Origin of the sequence: Microbulbifer sp. A4B17, assembly GCF_003076275.1 — a bacterium.
Taxonomy (GTDB): domain Bacteria; phylum Pseudomonadota; class Gammaproteobacteria; order Pseudomonadales; family Cellvibrionaceae; genus Microbulbifer.
In genome coordinates this window covers 4,511,242-4,532,904 of the sequence record NZ_CP029064.1, presented here as the reverse complement: position 1 = coordinate 4,532,904, position 21,663 = coordinate 4,511,242, and the positions used below count along the sequence as shown (strand labels likewise).

Here is a 21,663-nt window from a genome sequence, read left to right as displayed (position 1 = left end):
AAGTGAGCCCCAAGAGGGGCTCCTTTACAATTACTGTTTTTTATAGTTTGCCATATAATCCAAAGTTAACAGAGTCAGCGCTTCAGTACCCTTGCGCAAAGCGTCCTCATCCACATAGAAAAGCGGTGAGTGATTGCTTGGCGCTTGGCTGGCATCCTGATCCCTAGGAGTTACTCCCAGGAAATAGAAAAAGCCAGGGACCTCATTGGCGTAGTAGGAGAAATCTTCTGCCCCTGTGATTTTGGGTACTTCTACAACATTCTTGTCACCGACAGCAGATCTCAGAACAGGCAGGGCCATTTCTGTCAGCTCTGCATTATTTATCGTTACCGGATAGCCCTCCAGAATCTCCACATCTGCGCTTGCACCGGAGCTTTCAGCAATTAACTCCGCAGTGGTTTTTAAGCGTTTGAAAATTTCTTCGCGGTTATCCATATCAAAATTACGGATGGTGCCGTTCAGATAGACGCTGTCGGGAATGATATTGTTACGAACACCACCGTCAATACGTCCGAAGGAAACGACTGCGGGCTCTTTGGTGATGTCGATCTGGCGGCTGACAATGGCTTGGGTGCCCATTACGACTTGTGCCGCGGCGACAATAGGGTCCACTCCACCCCAGGGGCGTGAGCCATGGGTTTGGCGGCCATTGATTGTAATACGGAATTCATCGGCAGCGGCCATAAGCGGGCCCGAGCGATAGCCGATGACGCCGGTGGGTAGTGATGAAGTGACATGCTGGCCAAAGGCCACATCCGGCTTGTACTTCTTGAAGATCCCTTCTTTGAGCATCAACTCCGCGCCACCTTCTTCATTGTCCGGTGCGCCTTCTTCTGCGGGCTGGAATATAAACAAGACGTTTCCAGCCAGCTCATCGCGAAGTCCTGCCAGGACCTCGGCAGCGCCCATCAGCATGGCCACATGGGTATCGTGGCCACAGGCATGCATAACGCCAACATCTTTACCTTGGTAAGTGGTTCTCGCTTTGGAAGCGAAGGGCACATCGGTTCTCTCGGTGACTGGCAGAGCGTCCATGTCCGCGCGCAAGGCAACAGTTGGTCCCGGTTTGCCTCCTCTCAAAAAGCCCACAAGGCCGGTATGGGCGATACCGGTTTCAACTTCAAGGCCCAGTGTACGCAGGTGTTTTTCAATATATTTGGCTGTTTCAAATTCGCGATTGCCCAGTTCTGGGTTCTGGTGCAGGTGGCGACGCCACTCGATCACTTTGGACTCAGTATTTTCCAGCAATTGCTGAGGCTTAGGATCGCTTGCAAAGGCTTGGGTGGCCAGCAGCGATGCACCGATTGCGATGGGCAGGAGCAATTTTTTCACAGCACAATTCCTTCATTCTCATTATCGTCGCCCGATTTTAACCCAGATTTTGCGCAACAGACCCCCTCGCGCTGGCTAGCCTTTATATATTTTGAAATTCCGCTGTTGACATGATGAACCGAACGGTTCAAGATGTTCTGCATGGATTGTGGGAGGGGCTGTAACCACTGAGTAATGAGTACGGCAGGAGGTTCTCACGGGCTTCACAAGACTTGGTGATGCAGAAAGTGATACTGACTGGTCATGAATAGGGCAAACTGTTGTGCCCTGTTTCAGGAGGCACAATGGAATGTCGAGAGTATATCTATGAGGTCCAAGACTAGTGGCATTGCTGGTCAATCACTTTGGGCATTAATGCTCTATTAGAGTGATGGCTGGAAATAATCAGAAGGTGGTTAAGTAGTAGAGACCTCTAATTGTTTCTCACAGGATAATTAGCAAATTAGTTATTAGTGATAATAATAGGCAGGTTATTAATATATCTGTATGTCTTAAGCATAAATAAATAATTATTATATTTATTGTTAAATTTACGTCGCTGTAAATTAGAACTTTTCTTAACTCTGAAGCTGTCTGGCGGTCGCCCCTGTGTTGGGGAGAGGTAAGCTTTGCCTGATGATTGACTACCGCTAATTACAAAGAAGTGGTTCTTATAGCGTATAACCCGATGATTGTTTATTGATGTCTCAGCCATCTTTACGGCTTGGTTGATGGCATTAGAGTGCCTTTTTATCAAATTTTGTAGCTGATTTTATATTGGGCTACCACGGGATTCTATTGCTATAAGTAAATGCCAATTTGCTTAGATTGTTGATTAATTATTTTTTATCAAGTTGTTTGAAGGAGCTGATTTAATGTCATCCCCCCAATTACCTTCGAATTGGGTCAGCCGTTATGCGGATTGGCTTATTCGATATCGATGGATGGTAGCCATTGGCGCACTACTGTTAGCCTTCTTTGCGGTAAGCGGAGCAAGGTTCCTGGGGTTCAACAATGATTACCGGGCATTCTTTAGTGAAGCTAATCCGCAACTACAAGCTTATGAGCAAATCCAGCGCACTTACACCAAGAATGACAATATTCTGTTTGCGATAGTGCCTAAAGATGGCAATGCCTTTTCCAATGACGCCCTGGCAGCCGTAGAGGAGATGACGGAGAAATCCTGGTTGTTACCCTATGCGCTGCGGGTGGATTCAATTACCAACTTCCAGCACACCATTGCCGAGGAAGATGACCTTCTGGTACAGGACTTGGTGGAAAATGCCAGCAGTTTAGATGCAGAAACCTTGGCCTCTATCAAGGTTGTAGCGCTGGCAGATCCCACCTTGAAGGAGCGCCTGGTAAATAGTGATGGTTCCGTTACAGGGATAAATATCACCTTCCAGCTTCCACAAAAATCCATGCATGAAACCCCTGAAGCGGCTGAAGCTGCACAGGCATTGATGGAAGAGATTGAGGCAAAATACGATGTAGAGGTCTATGCGACCGGTATTATTTTACTGAGTAATGCATTTTTTGAGGCCTCTCAGTCAGATATGAGCACTTTAGTTCCGCTCATGTACCTGGTGATTATTGCGGTTGTATTTTTGCTGGTGCGGAGCTTCAGTGCGACTTTTGCAGCGCTATTGGTTATCGTCTTCTCCATGGCCGCAGGCATGGGTTTGGCCGGTTTTATAGGTGTTAAATTGACACCGCCCTCCGCTTCTGCGCCCACCATTATCATGACTCTCGCAGTGGCGGATTCGATACATATATTGGTGAGTCTGTTTGCTGCAATGCGCCGTGGACTCAGCAAGCACGATGCAATTAAAGAGAGCTTGCAGCTCAACATGGGGCCTGTGTTCTTAACTTCAATCACTACCGCCATTGGCTTCCTGTCGATGAACTTTTCCGATGCGCCTCCCTTCCACGATCTGGGTAATATTACCGCGATGGGTGTGATGGTGGCCTTCTTCTTATCGGTTACCTTACTGCCTGCATTGATGGCGATACTGCCAGCCAAGAGTCGCGCCAGTGAATCCAAAATTGGACGCTCCATGGATACTCTGGGAGATTTTGTGATTCGCCGTCAGCGCCCGATATTACTGGCGGGAGTCATTGTCTCGTTGGGATTATTGGCAATGATTCCAAACAATGAGATTAATGATGACTTTGTTGGTTACTTTGATGAATCTGTGGAGTTCCGAACCGATTCAGATTATATCAATGACAACCTCTCTGGTATTTACCAGCTGATTTATTCGATCGAATCCGGTGACAACAATGGTGTCAGCAATCCGGAATTTCTTGCTAATCTGGAGCGTTTCACTGAGTGGATGCAGGCCCAGCCCGGGGTGCGCCATGTCAATACCATTGGCGATACTTTCAAGCGCTTGAACAAAAATCTGCATGCTGACGATCCGGCCTATTACAGGTTGCCTGAGGATCAGGAATTGGCAGCCCAGTATTTGTTACTGTACGAGCTGTCTCTCCCCTATGGCTTGGATTTAAATAACCAGTTGAATGTGGCTAAGTCATCGACGCAGATTATTGTAACTCTCGATAACCTCAAGTCGAAAGAACTCAAAACGGTGGCAGATGCCGGCAGTAATTGGCTGGAGAAAAATATTGGTGTAACCGCCTATGGTGTAGGTCCGTCGATCATGTTTGCCAATATTGCCGAGCGCAATATGGAGGGCATGTTGGTGGGAACTCTGGTTGCGCTGGTGTTAATTTCTGCACTGATTGGTATTGCCCTGCGCAGTGCCAAACTCGGTTTCTTAAGCTTGATTCCCAACTTGTTGCCGGCCGGCCTGGCATTTGGCCTTTGGGGTGCGCTGGTAGCTGAGGTCAATGTGGCTGTCACTATGGTGATCGGTATGGCACTGGGTATTGTGGTAGATGACACAGTGCACTTCCTCAGTAAATACCTGCGCCAGCGCCGTGCAGGCTACAACGTGGAGGACGGACTGCGTTACGCCTTCTCTTCAGTGGGGGTAGCGATAGTTGTGACCTCAGTCATTCTGATTGCCGGATTTATGGTTTTGGCCCAGTCCTCCTTCGGTATGAATTCCTCCATGGCACTTTTGACCGCAATTTGCATTTTGATGGCCTTGCTAGCGGATTTCCTACTTCTTCCAATTCTCTTGATGAAGCTCGATGCCAAGGCGTACGACCCCGCTATTACCTCTATTGAAAATAAGGAGCAAAACTATGCAACCCAGCCGCTCTAAAAAACAGTTTTTGACGCGGGCCCTAGCAGGTGCCCTGGCTCTGGCAGCTTTCTCTGTTTCTGCCAGTGAACTGGACCTGGCCGCAGAGAAAGGTCTGGAAATTGCCAAGGAGGCGGACCGCCGCGACTTGGGATTCGGTGATCTCAGCAATAGCCTTACAATGACCCTGCGCAATAAATATGGTGAGGAGAGTGTGCGGGCTATGCGCACCAAAACTCTGGAGCAGGAAAATGACGGAGATAAATCCCTGGTGATTTTTGACAACCCTCGGGATGTAAAGGGCACAGCATTTTTGTCCTTTACTCATAAAGTGGGCTCCGATGACCAGTGGCTCTATTTGCCTGCTTTAAAGCGAGTAAAGCGTATTTCCTCCAGCAACAAGTCTGGACCATTTATGGGTAGTGAATTCTCCTATGAAGATATCGCCTCACAGGAGGTGGAGAAATACACCTATAAATATTTGCGCAACGAGTCTTTCGATGGCCGCGATCACTTTGTTCTGGAGTTGGACCCGGTTGATCCTAAATCTGGTTATTCCATTCAACACCTTTGGGTTGATACAGAGGAGTACCGCGCATGGAGAACCGACTATTATGACCGAAAAGGGGACCTGATGAAGACCCTCACGATTTCCGACTACAACCAGTACGGTGATCAATACTGGCGGGCCAATAAAATGGAAATGGTTAATCACCAGACCGGTAAATCCACAGAGTTGTTGTACGGCGACTGGGTATTTGGCAATGGTTTTACTGATCGCGACTTCACCAAAAATAGTCTCTCCAGGGCGAAATAGGGATTGCGCCCATGGTTAACCGAAAAATACTCACTTTGTTGCCACTATTGGCGGCGTTGAGTCATACGGCTGGAGCAAATGAGTTGAGCGGTTATGCGGGCCTGGAGGCCCGCGCATTCACTGCAGACCCTTTGGATTCAGCACAAAGTGATGCCGGTCTTTCTGCGTCTTTAAATCTCGAGTACTACCGGGATTTTGACGATGGAAACCAGCGTGTTGTGGCCAGTGTCTTTGGGCGCTGGGACAGTGAGGATAGCGATCGCAATCACGCGGATCTCGGCGAGCTTTACTGGTGGAAAGCTTACGATAGTTTCGAGCTTTACGCCGGGGTGCGCAAAGTATTTTGGGGAGTTACTGAAACCGTTCATTTGGTGGATGTGATTAACCAGGATGATGTACTGGAAAATATCGATGGTGAAGACAAGCTTGGCCAACCCATGATTAACCTCCTGATGGAGCGTGATTGGGGAACACTGGAGGTGTACGGTTTACTGGGTTTTCGCGAGCGTCAGTTTGTTGGCCGGGAAGGGCGATTGCGTGCACCGCTGCCAGTGGATGAGGATGCTGCGGTCTATCAATCTGACCGGGAGGAAAAGCATATAGATTGGGCCTTGCGCTACAGCCATGTACTTGGAGATTGGGACCTGGGCCTCAGCCATTTCTCCGGCACTAATCGGGATCCATTATTGCTGCTTACGGAAGACGGTTTGCTTGCGCCTTACTATGCACAGATCGATCAGACGGGTGTGGATATCCAAACTACCCGTGGAGCTTGGTTGTGGAAGTTTGAAGCTATTTCATTTAAACCTCGCGGTGAAGATCGTCAGACAGCGGCTGTTGGCGGTTTCGAATATACATTTTATGGTATTGGCGAAACGGTTTCAGATCTTGGGGTATTAATGGAGTATCAATTTGATGATCGTACTGGACCTTGGTCGACAGCCAGTCAAAATGATATTGCGATAGGTGCGCGCTATGCCCTAAATAATTCTCAGGACACGGAGCTTTTATTTTCCGTAAGTACCGATTTGGATAACGGTAGTCGTTTTTCCAATCTGGAACTGACCCACCGACTAAATGACCGCTGGTTAATGGAAGCGGAAGCGCGTTTTTTCGGTAATGTCGATGAAGAAGACCCCACCTACGACTTGCGCAACGACGACTATTTTCAGTTGGAATTACGTCGCTATTTTTAAAAGTTAATTCTCACAGGAATGCCCCCATTCCCACCCCAAAGAGGTAAGAAGTTTTGGGGTGGGCTTTTTTTAGGGACGTGTATACTGGTCCAGAATTGTGGATAGCTGTTGGTAACTGTTTTTGCCGGCGGTGGTACTGCCTGTGCCTTTATTCAGGGCCACTACGCCTCGGCTCACCGCCATAACCATCGCGGCGAGGGCGGCACAATCGACACCTGCCTGCAACTGGCCATCGTCGATAGCTTTTTGCATACGGGCTTCGATTCGGCCCAACATATCATTGGTACCCTTGGCTACCAGGTCTGCGAGAAACCCTTCACTGGCACCCAACTCCATTGCTGCCATAGTGGCGATACAACCTTCAGGGGTTTCCGAACTTTCCATTCCTGACTGAAGCATTTCCAGAAAGCCGCCCATGGCTGTGCGGAAGTCCGGGTGGTTCAAAGTGTCCATAGCATCGCAGGCATATTGGGTATGGAAGTGTTCCAGACAGCGGCCATACAACGCCTCCTTACTTTGGAAGGTGTTGTAGATACTGGATTTATTCAGTCCCATGGCCGATTCAAGATCTGACAAGGAAGTTGCTTTGTAGCCTTTTTCCCAGAAAACGCGCATGGCCTTGTCCAGAACTTGTGACTCATCGAACTGCTTGCGCCCACTCATTTATCGCTACCAAACCTCAAAAAAATGATAGTGACATATCAATCTGGGGCGGGCAAGACACGGGGGATAGAGTCAGGAAATTAAATGATTGTCACAGGTTATGGATGGGTGGTCAGTAGCTATTAACCACGCTTTGAGAGCTGATGACTGATAGGACCCTCTTAGCCGTTTACTCAAAATTTTTGCTGCAAGTGACCAACGCGTCTTGAGTGCAGTGTGTTCTTTCCTTCTGACCCAGTAGTAACCTATGATTTCGTCAGCTATTCAATAGATAAGGAAAATGGAGATTATGGGTATTTTTGATAAAGCCAAGGAACTTGGTGAAAGGGTCAATGAATCTGTAACCGCTTTTAGCAGTGATGATGTGATAGCCAATACCGTAATCAAAGCGGTAGAAAAACAGGAGAAGGTCAATGCCATTCTCAAGGCCAGGGGATGCAACTATCGTGTTGCGGATATCGATCTGGGTATGGGAATCCCACCAACAGTGACCTTTGGAGTAAGGCGGGTGGATGAGCTTGCTGAAAAAAAGCCTCGTGATATTGGCACTATGGCTTCTTCTACCTATGAATAACCGGTTTTGTAGTTAGTGATTTTTTAAATTACTTTGCCAGAACTTTTATAAAGTGATATTGGAATAACCTTTATGAAGATAGTACGTAGCAGCGATTTTACTGGTGACAAGCCCTGGGCATCTCAACTTATCGCTAATATGAACGGAATTACCACTAAGCTGCATTGGACCAATAAACCTTATATTTGGCATATCAATGACGGTCAGGAAGTCTTTGCTGTTCTCGATGGTCGCGTAGAAATGTTTTATAAAGTAGAAGGCGGAACAGAATCTGAGCTTCTGGGACCTGGCGATATATTTTACGCTTCCGAGGGCACTGAACATGTAGCCCACCCTGTTGGGGAGGCTCGTATTCTGGTAGTGGAATCGGACGGTAGTGTGTAAGTAGCTTCCTTCTCTTGGTTTATTCTTTAGTTATTCCCCTAGTTTTTTTGCCATTTAAACATTATCAAAAGTACCCCTGAGCAGATATTTACCTTGCTCAGGGGAAGGTCTGTTTAAAATTGGCTCTGTACCAACCAGGCATGACAGAATACGCCGACTAACTGTCTTTTTTATGCCACTTATGATGGAAATAACTCGGTAATATAGGCGTGGTTTTGCTGTATTTTTATCGGCTAAGATTACTGAAGTCAGTTTGTGAATAGCAGTGGGAAAAATATGGACCATCTTTTCCCAGGAAGAGTTTTTAATTGTTTTCCTTGCCAGAGATAAAGTCTATACGAGTTGTCCATAGGTCTTCTTTAGCGGGAAATTTTCTTTGCATAAAGCAGGTGAAATAGTACGAGTAATTAGTTTCTAAAAATTGTTCAGCTAATAAGGAATTACTCAGATGCTGGAATTAAGACCAAACTGTGAGGGTTGTGATAAAGACCTACCGCCAGATTCAAAAGAGGCGATGATATGTACTTACGAATGTACTTTCTGCCAATCCTGTGTCGCAACATTACTCAGCAATGTCTGCCCTAACTGTGGCGGTAATTTTTGTCCCCGCCCTATTCGACCGCAGGTTGCACGACGTCGTGGTGTCGGTATTAGCCATCAACCGGCCTCACGAAAGCGGGTCAATACACCATTTAGCAGAGATGAAATCCGCTTATTCATCGATACCGTGAAAAATATTGCCCCAGCCGATCGCTAAAATAAAGTGACCGAAGGGCTCAGTCTGGTTTTGTATTGTGCGGTTTTTCATGCTTACTTGAGCCATGCATGGGGTCATGCGGTTTCTTTATAGGGTGAGTTGTCCGTTGTAGTAAGCTTTGGGGCTGGCAAAATATTGCCTGACGCCTTAAGTTATATCGCCTTTTTTGGGGGAAGTTAGAAGGATAACTATGACGAGTATCGTAGCGGATATCGGTGGGACCAACGCCCGATTTGCCATCGCCAAGCCCGTAGCAGAGGGTTATCAGCTGGAAGAGCTCAAAGTGGTTGATTGCCAGCGCTTTGAGGGATTTGATGCAGCTTTACAGCACTGGCTTGATGGTTTGGACCAGCCGCGCCCGGAAAAGGCGTGTATTGCAGCAGCCGGTCCGCTGGAGATGACTCCAAGTGGTGGCCGGGTATTTATGACCAACCTGGGCTGGACCATTGATGCCGGGGAGTTAGCACAAGAGTTTAATTTCCCTCATTTGGAACTGATTAATGATTTTGCCGCCCTGGCGCAATCTCTGCCTCGTCTCGCTGAATCGGATTACCAGGTACTGCGCGATACCCCCCGGGTAGAGGGTGCCCCTATGGCGGTGCTCGGTCCGGGAACTGGGCTCGGTGTTGCCGGGCTGGCTGAGGCCGACGGTCGATACCATGTGTTGGCTGGGGAGGGCGGCCATGCCAACCTGACAGTTTCTACTGAGCGTGAATTACAGCTGCTGAAAATTCTGATGAAATCCCAGGTGCCGGTATTTAACGAATGGGTTTTGTCGGGCAATGGGTTGGTTAATCTCTATCGTGCAGTTTGCGAATTGAACGGTCAGGTCGCTGAGGACCTGATGCCCCCGGATGTCAGTGCCCGTGGTCTCGAAGGCTCAGACCCGCTGTGCCGTGAAGCCTTGATAGATTTCCTTAATTTCCTCGGCAGTGCCGCCGGTGATGCGGCCTTGTACATGGGAGCCCGTGGCGGCGTATTTTTGGGCGGTGGTATACTGCCCAGGATTGCCGAGTTGCTACCGGAGAGCGAATTTGAGCAGCGTTTCCTGACTAAAGGACGTGTGGCTCAGTGGATGGAAGCCGTTCCGGTATACGCACTGAATGCGGGTTACCAAGCCCTGATTGGAGCTGCTGTGCAGCTGGAGGGGTAACTATCTGGCACTTTTGTTAGGTAATAGCCTGACAAACATGTATTAAATTACACCTGTGATTGATCTCACATTTTTTCCCGTCTCCTCCCCCCTCGGGGGAGGATGTTATGGATTAGGGGCCACCCTAGGATGCAGGGTCTCAACATAACGATAAGTCCAGGGAGAAGATGATGAGTCTATCCAATAAAGGTAAAGGGGCGCTCAGACCCACTTTGCTATCTGCTGCCATCGCGGCCTCCGTGTCCACCTCGGTTGGGGCCTTTGCGCAGGAGCAGGAAACACTGGAAGAAGTAACAGTTACCGGTATCCGCACCAGCGTTTTGGACTCCCTTGAAGCCAAGCGCGCCGCCGACGTTGTGGCCGATGTGGTGGATGCGGGCGCTCTGTCATCTCTTCCTGACCAATCTATCGCCGACGCCCTGGGCCGTTTGCCCGGCGTAACCACCGTGCGATCTTCCGGCCAGTCGTCGGAACTCAATATTCGCGGTATGAATGGCGACTTCCTGCAGACCACCCTGAATGGTCGCGAGCAGGCTTCCACTAGTGGTTACACCGAGAGCACTCGCTGGATTTCCTTTGATCAGTACCCGGCCGAGCTGATCAATCAGGCTGCGGTCTACAAGTCTCCAAAGGCATCCCATATTGAAGGTGGTGTAGCGGGCTCTGTAGAGCTGAAAACAGCTAATCCTCTTGATGCCGAGAAAGAACACAACTTTAATGCCAATGTACGCATGTCGTTTAACGACGCAGCAGACGACGTCGGTGCCGACGAGTTCGGTGAGCGTGTCACGCTGTCGTATATGGGTAAATTTATGGATGACAAGGTAGGCGTGGCCCTGGGTTATTCTCACCTTGAGCAGCCGAACAGCTTTGTTAAATCCCGCACGGGTGCAGATGCCCAGATTGGCTACGAGCAGGGAGTTGACTACGATGGTGACGGCAGCGCAGATGCATTGCCGCGTGCATTCCAATGGCAGTCAGGTGACGGTACTGATACTCGTAATGGTTACTTAGCGAGTTTCGTTTTCCAACCTACCGATGGCTTCAAGGCCCAGTTGGATTACTTTAAATCCGACTTTGAGCGTGTCGACACTCGCCACGGTATTACGGTTGGTGGTCTGGCCAATACAGGCAGTTATACCCTTTCCGATACTGAAGTAAATGGCGGTGTGGTTACCGATGGGACGGTAAGTATCACCGATCCAAAAACAGTTTACGATTCCAGCCCCTGGTTTGAATCCCGCTCTGAGGATCAATCCACCCAGGCGGACAGCGATAGCATTGGCCTGAATCTGGAGTGGAATCTTGGTGACCGCCACACCCTGGCCGTTGACTACTCTTACAGCAAGGGCACTAAGACACGCAAGGACCAGATTGTGTCCATGCACGCTTATGACCTGACCTATGATGACGATGGTAACCTTGAGACCTGGGAGGAAGCGGCTGGACAGAGCTTTGCCTATTCCCTTAATGGCGACGGTATTCCCTCAGGCGTTTTCTCCGGTGTAGATTTCACCGATCTGGACACCATGCGTTTGTCTCGCTACGAAGAGTACCCACACGAGTACACCGATAAAGTTGAAGCATTCAAGTTTGATTACAAGTTCGACTTGGAGTGGCGAGCCATTGCCTCTATTGAGACAGGATTCCGTGTCTCTGAGCGCACCTTCGATTCTGAGCGTGGGGCCTTCCTTTACGGTAGCCGCGATGGTCAATTCAATGACTACTGTGCGGATAACCTGTCCGATATCGACTGTGAGCCGCAACTGCTGGACGGCTATGTCAGTGTTGAATCCACTAACGGGATACCGCAATTCGTAGTCAACGATATGGATGCCCTGGCTTCCAGTATTTTTGGTGCCGGTAACTACGAAGGTAAAAAGGTATTTAGCCAGGACTGGACTTTTGTTGAGTCCGGGGCTGTGAAAGAGGAAGTCTTTGCCTATTACCTGATGGCTAATATCGATACCCAATTGGGTAATATCCCGGTAACAGGTAACTTCGGTGTGCGTGTTGTGGAGACCGATGTAAAATCCAGCGGTATTCAAAATGTGGGTGCTGGCAACGGTATCGAAATCACCGATGACGTGGGAGTAACTTCAGACAGCTACGACTACGTTGAGTACGGCCCCGAGTACACGGATACCTTGCCTTCCCTCAACTTGAACTTTGAGCTGACCGAGCAGGACTATATCCGCTTTGCAGCAGCTAAAGTGATGGGTCGTCCGCCTGTTGGGCAGCTGAAAGGCGGTGCTGGCTCCTGGAACAGCGTTAACAGCGATGGTGCTACGGAGTACAACGTTTGGACTAAAGGTTCTCCTTATCTCGATCCATTCCGTGCAAACCAGTTTGACCTGGCTTATGAGCACTATTTTGAAGATGGTGGTGCGGTAACTGCAGCCATTTTCTGGAAGGACATCGAGAGCCTGGTAGAAAAACAATATATCTATCTGGATAGCCAAACGGATCGTACAGCGTTGTTTGACTCTTTGGGTATCGAAATTCCAGTTGGCCTGGAAGCAGGTGCTTTTGAAACTTACGTGAACAACGACAAAGGCGGCTATATTCGAGGTATTGAGCTTGCGGGTACCAAAACCTTTGATCAGCTGCCGGGTATTTGGGCTGGTCTGGGTATGACTGCCAGTTATTCATATACCGAGAGTGAAACCGAAGTGAGTGGCGGAAGCCTCTATGGTGAAAATCTGCCGTTGCCTGGCCTCTCTGAAAATGTCTGGAGCACTACAGTATTCTGGGACATTGGTAATTTCAGCTCTCACGTCAATGTTCGTTACCGGGATGAATTTATCCTGAATATGCCGGTTCCGGGTAGCTCCACACCTGTGGAAGCACAGGCTTATACCACTGTCGATGCACAGATATCCTACGCATTTGATAATGGTATCGATGTGATTTTCTCAGCGAATAATCTTACTGATGAGGCTGATGTGAAATCTTATGGGGTGGATGGTGTCCTCGGTGAATATACTGAATTTGGGCGTCAGTTCTACCTTGGCTTGAACTATAGCTATTAAGTACCGCTAATTCTTCCGGCGTAAAACCGGAAATGTGTTAAGAGACCGCCCGCTGAGTAACGCTTACCGGGCGGTTTTTTTTTGAAATATTAAAGGCCCAAACAATTAAGTTAGGTGCCTAGTTTTCGAGAGCCGTCATGAGCAGTCAACGTAAAAAAATAATTATTCTTGGCGGGGGTACCGCTGGTTGGATAACCGCCAACCTGATGGCGAACCATTGGCAGGATAAAGGGTTTGAAATCACCCTGGTGGAATCACCGGATATCGGGATTATCGGTGTGGGCGAGGGATCAACTCCGCCACTAAAAGGTTTTATGGAGACTATTGGTGTTAGCGAAGCGGAGTGGATGCCTGCCTGTAATGCTACTTACAAAGTGGGCATTACTTTTAGGGACTGGTCGGTTAAGCCGGGCTTTACCGAATATGTTCACCCCTTTGTCGGCCAGCCGGACCAATTTACTATCCCGGCATTTTTTCACAATAGTTTTCTGCGTAGAAAGGGCGTTGAACTGGAGGGGCACCCGGATCACTTCTTTCTGGCAACAGAGATGATCCGACAAAAATTATCTCCGGTCGCGCCGGAAAACTTCCCTTTTGAAATTGCCTACGGCTACCATTTTGATTCTGGTTTATTGGGCCAGTTTCTGCGTCGTGTTGCCGAAACAAAAGGGGTTCACTACAAGGTGGCGACAGTAGCCGGCGCTATGCTCGATGCGCAAGGTAATATAGACCACTTGAAAACTACTGATGGTGAGGTGCTAAAAGCGGATCTTTATGTAGATAGTTCCGGCTTTCGTGGAAGCCTCATACAACAATCTCTTAAAGTTCCTTTTATTAGCAGCGCTGAGAGTTTGTTTAACGATTCTGCGGTTGTATTTGCTACAGATCAGGAAAAAGAGTATGCGCCGCACACTATTTCTACGGCGATGAAATATGGTTGGGCCTGGAAAATTCCCCTGACTAACCGCAATGGCAATGGCTATGTTTACAGCTCTCGTTTTGTCGATGATGACAAGGCGGAAACGGAATTCCGCGCTCACCTGGGCTTGTTGAACAGCGATGTTGAGGCGCGTAGATTAAAGTTCAAGGTGGGACGGGTTGCCCAACACTGGGCTAAGAATTGCCTGGCAGTGGGCCTCTCTCAAGGCTTTATTGAGCCTCTGGAGGCAACGGCGCTGGATATGGTTCAGGAAACCGTGGTGCGCTTTATAGAGGCTTACAACAATGGCGATCATACAGATAAGTTCAGGGATGACTTTAATAATCGTATCAGTGCTCGTTTTGATGCGGTGCGGGACTATATTGTCTGCCACTACCGTATCAGCTCGAGAACGGATACGGATTACTGGATTGTTAATGGGGCAAATGAAAAGATATCTCCTTCTTTGCGCTCAATCTTGATGTCATGGATGGCAGGTAAGAACATTACTGATGAACTGCTGGATCAAAAACTGGATGTCTACTTCCCCAATGTATCGTGGAACTGCCTGTTGACCGGCAAGGGCATTTACCCAGATCAGGAACAGCTACGTCCAGGTAATGAACTAGCGCACAAGTATAAAATGGAAGAGATCAGGGAGTTTAACCGGCGTTGTGCTCTTAATTTTATGTCGCATATGGATCAGTTAAACCAATTAAGAATGGGGTAGATAAGATTCTGGAATAGTGCCACAGTTATCCGCGAGCACTATTCCATCTTCATTGGTTTTAGAAATAAACCTTCTTAGTTAAATAAGTGTTTATTCACTATCTTTTAACTCAATTTTCTCTGACTCTGTAATACGTAGTGTGCGTTTTTCTCCTCGCTCACCACGGATTTTTACTCTGTCTCCCGATTTCATGCCCTTGAGCTTGGCTTCATCGGCATCGATAAAGAAGTAGTGGCCAGTCTGTTCATCTTTCAGGGAAAACTTACGCTTGGATTTTCCGGTTTCAAAATCTTCCGCGATAATCTCTTCTAACGTGCCGGTGACAGTTTCCTCCGCTTGCGCAAACAGCGTGAAGCTAAAGGCAAATGCTAGTAGAAGGAGTTTTTTCATAGTATTTATCCTGCTTTAACGGATTAAAAATCTAATCACTGTAACTGACCAAGATAGTGGCTGACTGGCTATCGGTAGCCCGGGACTGAAACTCAATGGTTAAGCCAATATTTGAGTCAGTAAAGCTATCCCCAGGTTCCTCAAGTTCCGCTACGTGATTAAACAGTTTGCCATCAAGATAATGAACGGATACTGAATTTTCCATATGGGATGAAGGGTTCAGTATGTCATGATCTATATGGTAGTTAACATAGTAATAATCTTCCCCATTCTTACTGCCTGAGCTCTCAACTTTCAGCTGCTGGGGCAGGCTTCCTGAGAGTTCCCCTGCAGTCAGCTCTATGGCTTCAATCTCCACTTCCTCTGAGCTACCGGCTGCTTGTGTTACCGTTTTGGTATATTCGGGGAATAAATCATACCAGCCCATGTATTCCCGGTGACCACTGCCGAACAGGCGTGACTTCCAGGCATTCCCCATAAAGCTACCGCTTGTTCCATACTCATTTTCGCCGCTATCGTTGGTGTCGCCATCATTATTGTCATCATTACCGGCATGGCTGAGTCCAATATTATGGCCGAGCTCATGTCCCATTATCATCTGGTCTGTATAAGCAGTTACGATACTCCACTTTCCGCCAACAGAGGCGACGCCGGCACCTACAAGTCCTGCATTTTTGGCTTCTGGAGGGAAGATATATACTCGGTGGCGCCAGTCACTTAAGTCGATTGAGTTGTTGTTGTCATCAACCAAATTAGCTTCGGCCCAATCGGTTGCATTGTCTCGCCAAGTGTATCCACCGTCAGTATATTCTCCCCCCTGGCTGGAGCGCGCTGCCGCATCATCAACACTCAGAGTACCGCCATTTTGGCTATCGGGAATATCGTAACTGATACAGTCAATGGAGCTGTCTTCATTGCTATCTTCCCCATAGCAGTAATGTTCCAGGGAGTTGTCACTGATACGATGGCGCAGAAATTTTAGCTGCCCCAGTGAATTCTTAAGATAGGTATTATCGAGGGAATCCTCATCGTTAAATACCATATCTGCAATATCAGAGATATCAGTAGTATCTGTCGGTACTGCATCAGAGAAGTTCATAAAAATGAACACGATACTGCTTTCTTCAGCATCTATAGTGACGACAGCAAAAGTAATCGATTGGGTAGAGCCATCGCTCAGTTGAAACGAAATGGTTTCTTCCGTGGTTTCACCACTGTTTAAATTATCTGCAGAATCATTCAGGCTATATTCCCAATCCCCATTGCTGTATAGCTTTAAATTACCGTAAGTACCATTAATAGATTCCTCGATAAACTCCGGTGTGTTGCCATCAACATCTTCTAAAAGGAGTGTGCCTGAAGCAAATTCCTTACTTTCAACAACCAGAGTGGCCAGTGGACTGGAGGGGCTAAAGGTGTAGGCATCATCGTAGCCGGTAATGGTAATGGAAATAGTGGCTTCTGAATTACTGGAGCCGACACCAATAGTGAATGTGTCGGTAGCTAACTCTGAGCCCGCGATTGGGTCAGCCAGTTCACTATCGAGGTTATAGGCCCAGCTGCCATTAACAGATATTTCCAGTTCACCATAAGTGCCCTGAAAACTTCCAGACTCAAAGGTTTGGTTACTGTTCGAACTGTCGACCAGTTGTCCTGAAACAGATGTTTTATCATCTTCGCTGACATTGCCACTGTTGCCGCTTATGGTAGAGGAGCCATCACTGTCGGAGTCGTTGTTGTTATCCGAGCCTGACCCGGAGTTGTCATCATCAGAGCCAGAGCTGCCATCGTCGTCGCCAGAGTCAGAACCTGAATTGCTATCGCTGCTAACTGTAGTGTCTTCATTATCATTGTCGTCGGAGCCCCCGCCCCCACCACAAGCAGTGAGAAATACAGATAAACTGATAGCTGTGAGTAACTTCAGTGAATAGGTCATATCGCCTCGATAGATCCAGTGTACTAAATATGATTGACGCGGAGTATAAAGAGCCGATAGTCATATTCTGTGATGGCTGGCTTGCTTTTGAGACAGGTTTTGCACCTGAATAAAAAATAGTGCTATCGATCGCACCTTGGAAATTTTACTGAGAAAATTACAGGGAAAAAGCAGGAAAATAATTGGAGGCTTCCCTGATTGAGGAGGGGGTTATTCAGGAACCCGTTGGCAAAAATAAGTTGATAGCGGTCAACTATTTGGTGTGAATAGTTGACCGCGTAAGTATTGTTACTCCTGAGAAAGCCCACTAAGGAATTGTTTTAGGTGTGAGACATTACAATCTTTTGTGTCGGCACAGTCTTCCAGCATTTGTTTTAATTGCAGGTTGTCGCTTTGCTCAGTAGCCAGTTTCAAATAGTGAAGTACCTGGTCAAGGTTTTTGTCGACAGATTCTCCCTGGCTGTAGGCTTCAGCAATTCTAAGTGAGGCCATACCATGCCCCCTCTGGGAGGCCTCCTCATAGAGTGACATTGCTCGATCCAGATTCACCTCTACTCCGAGGCCCTGTTCATACATTCTGGCTTGATTAAAATATCCATACTTTGAATTTTGATTGGCTGCCCGCTCGAACCAATAAAGTGCCCTGGAATAGTCACTGATAGCATTGTTGGTGTCCAGATACATGAGCCCAAGCTTGTTCATTGCGTTAGCCAAGCCACTCTCTGCTGCTTGAGTGTAATAGTGGATAGCCTGCTCCAGATCCTTTTCTACTCCGCTGCCCGTCTCATAGAGCCCAGCAAGCCTGGCATTGGAGATAGCAGAGCCTTCTGCTGCAGCGAGTCGATAGAGTTCTGCGGCATGGGCCGGGCTTTGTTCCACTCCATAACCATGTTCGGCTGAGTAACCCATATTGGTAATGCATTCCAGGTTTCCAGCTCTTCCACACAATAGATACCAGGCATAGGCGATCTCTGCATTGGCATCTGTAATAACTTCTTTGGAATGCAGTACTCCCATTTTCAATTGCGCGGGGAGATGGTTGCGATATGCCGCAGCTTGATAATCCCTGATAGATCGACTCATATCTTTTGGTTGGCCATGAGCGCCGAACTGTGCGATACGTCCTCTCTCATAGAGTGCCGGAGGGTTTCCTGCAACCGCGGCTTCATTGAGAAGTGCCATACCCTCACTGATTTCTTTTTTCTCCTCCAGCAGGTAACTGGCATAAAAAAACTGGGCCGGTGAAAAACCACTGTTAGAGGCTTTTTGAATAAGTTGCTCAAATTGATAGTAGTTATTTTGTTCAAGGTTACCGATTGCCTGTGTAAAGTAGGCCATTGGGTAATTTTTATTGGCGCTGGCCTGCAAGAATTGTTCGGCACGAACTTCGTTAACCGAGGTAAATTCTTCTGAGGCAAAAAGGGAATAGAGTTCGTACTCCGCCTGACCTTTTTTCAGATGCTGTTCGGCGCTGGATAGCAGTGCCGTTGCCAAATCTGTGTCAGATTCAATTCCCAGCCCCATGAAGGCCATATAGGCCAGGTAAACTTTTGCCTCTTCGAGCCCCAGCTCTGCAGCGGCAACAAATAATTGAGCGCACTCGTTAAGTGCAAATTTTTCAGTTTTTCCACTGAGACACAGTCGTCCTAGGCTGATATTGGCAGAAATGGACCCCATAACAATGGCATCCAGGTAAGCCTGCTCAGCTTGGGGATACTGCCCTTCTGCATGGAATACGATGCCCTCGGCGTGCCGAGCGGCATAATCTGTTTGGGCCAGTATCTGAATAACATCTGTGTAGAGTTGATCTGATGTGCCGGCAAATGGATAGCGGATAGCGAGCAGTCGGTGCAGGAAACGTGCATTGTCAAAGTAAATCTTTGATACCTGGTAGCCACCCACTTCCCTTACGTTATACACACGGTAGATAGCATTGCGACTATTAGCGAATTCAATATAGCTATCAATAATTTCATAGCCGGATATGGTGAGTAGATCTTCGGCATCTGCCCAGCTCGCTACTTCAAAAGCACTATAGTTATACTCGCCATTGCGCCCGGAAAGCATTCCTGTAGCAATAAATTCAAACAGGTTTTTATGATAGTTGGCAGCCTCTAACTGCCCCACCGATTCATAGCATTCTGCAGCGGTGAGGTGGGGCATCAGGGATAGGATGTTGTTGTTGGCTACTGCTTTCCAGTCCACTGCTTCACAGGATTTTTGTCCTGATTCTATTGCAGCCATTTCCGTTTGGTAGCGGTCTCTGGCAGCGATATTATTCACTGGTTGCTGAGACTCCAGGTAGGCAACCCAAAAGTCCTCATAAGCGACAGTGTCTGGGGCGCTGGCTACCTGCTCGGTTAACAATCTTATTTGGCTATCACCCGGCTCGACTGTAGTTTGGGTTGCACAGGAAGCCAGTAAGTAAATGATGGGAGTAAAGAGAATTTTTTTCATTATTTACTTCCTGATCAGTGACTTAACCAGATTTTTCATGGCTTTGCTGGTTTCCTGGGTATTGGAATTGTCACCCTTGGCCCAGAACTGATACTGAAGCGCTTCATCGAGTTTATCGAGTTGCTCCATATATTCGGCAATATCCGTATTGCTAACGTGATCAGTTTTGGATTTAAAGGCGTAGTTCACCGAGATATTGTTGTCTGAATGATCGGAGGTTCTCGAGAAGGTAAACCAGGGATTGTCTATTTGCAGGTCTTGTGACTCCTCTCGCCACAGGACTTCACCGGTGATCTTCGCTATTGCCTTGTGCTGGATATCTACAGGGTGTGCCAATGCCAGTGGGCTCTGGCGAATGCGCTTCTGGGGACTGGTGACATAAGAAGCGATACTGGAACCGTATAGTGAGAATATTTTCCGTGCGGTATTCAGCTCGGCAAAATCATTGATCTCATACAGCTCTGAGACTTGAAGTATATTTTCATCCAGATTGTCGCGGTGATTAATATTGGATGTAATTTCAATACCTGGGTAGTAAGTCGCCATAAAGTTTGCGTAATTGCTCTTTATGTATTCTGAATCTGCGGACTGGAAAAACTGCCGCATCTGTTCGGCCTTTAAGGCACTGTAGGTGGACTCTACAGTTAAACCTGCAGTATTTGCTCCCGCATTAATTTCAAAATTCTCAGTGACATCCAGCTGCAGTGTGCCGTTGGCGGGATAAACTGTAGTTACTTCTTTTAATGCTCGAGTTCCGGCCTTAACAGGGAGGGCTAATTCATAGTCAAAAAAGCCCTTGTTCTCAATATTGGAGCCCTGGCCGGAGGCGGTACCGTCAATCCAGTAGTCCTGTCCATTGAGTTCAATGACACTGATTACATGGTCAAATGAGCTTGGAGAGGGGATATCATTGGCAATGTCACGCCCACGGCCTGAAGACACCAGGGCGGGATAAGAATTAACCCCTAAATGAGATAACATAGCGGTGAGTAATATGGCTTTGTCTTTACAGTCGCCATAGCGTTTGTCTAAAGTTTCCTTCGGCGTTCGCGGCTGGTGTGAGTTGATTCCGAACTCGATACCAAAGTAGCGGATATCTTCCTGAACGTAGGCAACAGCCTTGCTGACAGCCTCCTCAAGCCCCTTTTCAGCTCGCCATTGATCAAGCTGCCGGGTGAGTTCCTGTGGCAGTGAGAGATCAATATCGTAGAGGGTCATTGCCCAATCGTTCACTTCCGCCCAGCTGTTATAGCCCGAGTATTGGATATAGTTGAACGGGTCATGCCAGTGAGGGTATTCCCCCTCCTGAAGCACCGGTGATACCTGTTCCAGATCCAGCGTGTACTGGAAAGTATTGTTATTGCGGGTAACGCTTACTGGTACTTTTTCATTGTTGAAACGGTAATTGAGCTTGTTGTTACTGGTGATTTTCACAAAGCGTCTATCGATGGTATCCGGCCACGACAGGTAGAAGGTGCCAAAATCACCGCGCTCAAAAATAGGGTTATTGCCCTCTAGCGTATAGGCGTAGGAGATTTTGTCACCGGGTCGGATATCCTCAAGAATGTAAAGCGCATTCCACATCTCGGAGTAGAGCTTGCTGGACAACTCCTGCTCAGACTGGAATAACTTGAAGTCCTCTTTTACCAGCCGATCTATCACTTGATCATCGCGGGTGACGGTAATTTCGTGAATTAGCAGCTGCTGGAATGCGGGGTAAAAACTGATGTTCAGTTCCGATACCTGTTTAACGCCCTGTTGATTTAAGGGCTCCATCACCAACTGGAAATAGTATTGATGCTGCTCATTGGTATGGGAGATTTGGGAGTTGCTCAGGTGGTACCTAACGCTGCCTTCGGGCGTAGCAACGCTACTCGAGAGATCGACAGCATCCACCCAGACTGGTGTGGGGGCAATACTGATTTCTGGGGTAGCCTGGGCCAGGGATACAGCAAATAAGAGCGTGACAGCCAGAATTTTGCCAAAGGAACGATATTTCAAAATGAGCCTCGATTGTTATCTGCAGCCTATACCGGCGGAAACAGAAGAGATCTGGGGTGGGGAGAGTAAGCGGAAAGGGAGCACTGGGCACCCTGCTATTGATTCGCTCCTGTTGAACCCTGGATCTTTAC

General features: G+C 47.8%; 15 protein-coding genes. 9 read left to right on the top strand and 6 right to left on the bottom strand.

Annotated elements, in window-relative coordinates; all coding sequences use genetic code 11:
• Positions 1-30: 30 nt before the first annotated feature.
• Complete coding sequence (locus tag BTJ40_RS19805) at positions 31-1,332, bottom strand: M20 family metallopeptidase (RefSeq protein ID WP_108734702.1); 1,302 nt, start codon at positions 1,330-1,332, stop codon at positions 31-33.
• 854 nt (positions 1,333-2,186) lie between these two features.
• Here BTJ40_RS19805 and BTJ40_RS19800 point away from each other — a divergent pair.
• From BTJ40_RS19800 to BTJ40_RS19790, 3 genes are read left to right on the top strand one after another with little or no spacing between them, the layout of a single operon-like run.
• Positions 2,187-4,544 carry an RND family transporter gene (locus tag BTJ40_RS19800; RefSeq protein ID WP_108734701.1) on the top strand — a complete coding sequence of 786 codons (2,358 nt, stop codon included), beginning with the start codon at positions 2,187-2,189 and terminating at the stop codon, positions 4,542-4,544.
• The gene (locus BTJ40_RS19795) at positions 4,525-5,340 is read left to right on the top strand and encodes an outer membrane lipoprotein-sorting protein (protein WP_108734700.1); all 816 of its coding nucleotides are present in this window, start codon (positions 4,525-4,527) and stop codon (positions 5,338-5,340) included. The genes BTJ40_RS19800 and BTJ40_RS19795 overlap by 20 nt, the downstream gene beginning before the upstream one ends.
• Before the next feature lie 11 nt (positions 5,341-5,351).
• Entirely contained in the window at positions 5,352-6,536 is a 1,185-nt protein-coding gene (locus BTJ40_RS19790; protein ID WP_108734699.1) for a hypothetical protein, read from the top strand.
• 69 nt (positions 6,537-6,605) lie between these two features.
• On the opposite strand, the gene BTJ40_RS19785 is transcribed toward BTJ40_RS19790, so the two are convergent.
• Complete coding sequence (locus BTJ40_RS19785) at positions 6,606-7,199, bottom strand: TetR/AcrR family transcriptional regulator (protein ID WP_108734698.1); 594 nt, start codon at positions 7,197-7,199, stop codon at positions 6,606-6,608.
• Between the two features lie 289 nt (positions 7,200-7,488).
• Here BTJ40_RS19785 and BTJ40_RS19780 point away from each other — a divergent pair, with 289 nt between their 5' ends.
• From BTJ40_RS19780 to BTJ40_RS19755, 6 genes are all read left to right on the top strand, one after another.
• Positions 7,489-7,773, top strand: coding sequence for a hypothetical protein (locus BTJ40_RS19780; RefSeq protein WP_157954176.1), 285 nt, complete (start codon positions 7,489-7,491; stop codon positions 7,771-7,773).
• Positions 7,774-7,845: 72 nt separating this feature from the next.
• Entirely contained in the window at positions 7,846-8,157 is a 312-nt protein-coding gene (locus tag BTJ40_RS19775; RefSeq protein ID WP_108734696.1) for a cupin, read from the top strand.
• 448 nt (positions 8,158-8,605) lie between these two features.
• Entirely contained in the window at positions 8,606-8,914 is a 309-nt protein-coding gene (locus BTJ40_RS19770) for a DUF1272 domain-containing protein (RefSeq protein ID WP_108734695.1), read from the top strand.
• 190 nt (positions 8,915-9,104) lie between these two features.
• On the top strand, positions 9,105-10,067 hold the full coding sequence (gene glk, locus BTJ40_RS19765) for a glucokinase (protein ID WP_108734694.1): 963 nt from the start codon (positions 9,105-9,107) through the stop codon (positions 10,065-10,067).
• 170 nt (positions 10,068-10,237) lie between these two features.
• Positions 10,238-13,099 carry a TonB-dependent receptor gene (locus BTJ40_RS19760; RefSeq protein ID WP_108734693.1) on the top strand — a complete coding sequence of 954 codons (2,862 nt, stop codon included), beginning with the start codon at positions 10,238-10,240 and terminating at the stop codon, positions 13,097-13,099.
• 137 nt (positions 13,100-13,236) lie between these two features.
• A complete protein-coding gene (locus BTJ40_RS19755) occupies positions 13,237-14,748 on the top strand; it encodes a tryptophan halogenase family protein (protein WP_108734692.1) in 1,512 nt (503 codons plus the stop codon).
• Between the two features lie 90 nt (positions 14,749-14,838).
• Here the strand turns inward: BTJ40_RS19755 and BTJ40_RS19750 are convergent, their stop codons facing one another.
• From BTJ40_RS19750 to BTJ40_RS19735, 4 genes are all read right to left on the bottom strand, one after another.
• Entirely contained in the window at positions 14,839-15,138 is a 300-nt protein-coding gene (locus tag BTJ40_RS19750) for a hypothetical protein (protein ID WP_108734691.1), read from the bottom strand.
• A gap of 31 nt (positions 15,139-15,169) precedes the next feature.
• Entirely contained in the window at positions 15,170-17,074 is a 1,905-nt protein-coding gene (locus BTJ40_RS19745; RefSeq protein WP_108734690.1) for a VCBS domain-containing protein, read from the bottom strand.
• Positions 17,075-17,362: 288 nt separating this feature from the next.
• Entirely contained in the window at positions 17,363-19,531 is a 2,169-nt protein-coding gene (locus BTJ40_RS19740) for an SEL1-like repeat protein (protein ID WP_108734689.1), read from the bottom strand.
• 3 nt (positions 19,532-19,534) lie between these two features.
• Complete coding sequence (locus BTJ40_RS19735) at positions 19,535-21,532, bottom strand: DUF3857 domain-containing transglutaminase family protein (protein ID WP_108734688.1); 1,998 nt, start codon at positions 21,530-21,532, stop codon at positions 19,535-19,537.
• Between the last annotated feature and the right edge of the window lie 131 nt (positions 21,533-21,663).

Coding starts and splice junctions, on each gene's coding strand:
- BTJ40_RS19785 (WP_108734698.1), bottom strand. CDS start 7,199: ATGAGTGGGCGCAAGCAGTTCGATGAGTCACAAGTTCTGGACAAGGCC.
- BTJ40_RS19750 (WP_108734691.1), bottom strand. CDS start 15,138: ATGAAAAAACTCCTTCTACTAGCATTTGCCTTTAGCTTCACGCTGTTT.
- glk (WP_108734694.1), top strand. CDS start 9,105: ATGACGAGTATCGTAGCGGATATCGGTGGGACCAACGCCCGATTTGCC.
- BTJ40_RS19775 (WP_108734696.1), top strand. CDS start 7,846: ATGAAGATAGTACGTAGCAGCGATTTTACTGGTGACAAGCCCTGGGCA.
- BTJ40_RS19740 (WP_108734689.1), bottom strand. CDS start 19,531: ATGAAAAAAATTCTCTTTACTCCCATCATTTACTTACTGGCTTCCTGT.
- BTJ40_RS19755 (WP_108734692.1), top strand. CDS start 13,237: ATGAGCAGTCAACGTAAAAAAATAATTATTCTTGGCGGGGGTACCGCT.
- BTJ40_RS19790 (WP_108734699.1), top strand. CDS start 5,352: ATGGTTAACCGAAAAATACTCACTTTGTTGCCACTATTGGCGGCGTTG.
- BTJ40_RS19760 (WP_108734693.1), top strand. CDS start 10,238: ATGAGTCTATCCAATAAAGGTAAAGGGGCGCTCAGACCCACTTTGCTA.
- BTJ40_RS19795 (WP_108734700.1), top strand. CDS start 4,525: ATGCAACCCAGCCGCTCTAAAAAACAGTTTTTGACGCGGGCCCTAGCA.
- BTJ40_RS19770 (WP_108734695.1), top strand. CDS start 8,606: ATGCTGGAATTAAGACCAAACTGTGAGGGTTGTGATAAAGACCTACCG.
- BTJ40_RS19800 (WP_108734701.1), top strand. CDS start 2,187: ATGTCATCCCCCCAATTACCTTCGAATTGGGTCAGCCGTTATGCGGAT.
- BTJ40_RS19745 (WP_108734690.1), bottom strand. CDS start 17,074: ATGACCTATTCACTGAAGTTACTCACAGCTATCAGTTTATCTGTATTT.
- BTJ40_RS19780 (WP_157954176.1), top strand. CDS start 7,489: ATGGGTATTTTTGATAAAGCCAAGGAACTTGGTGAAAGGGTCAATGAA.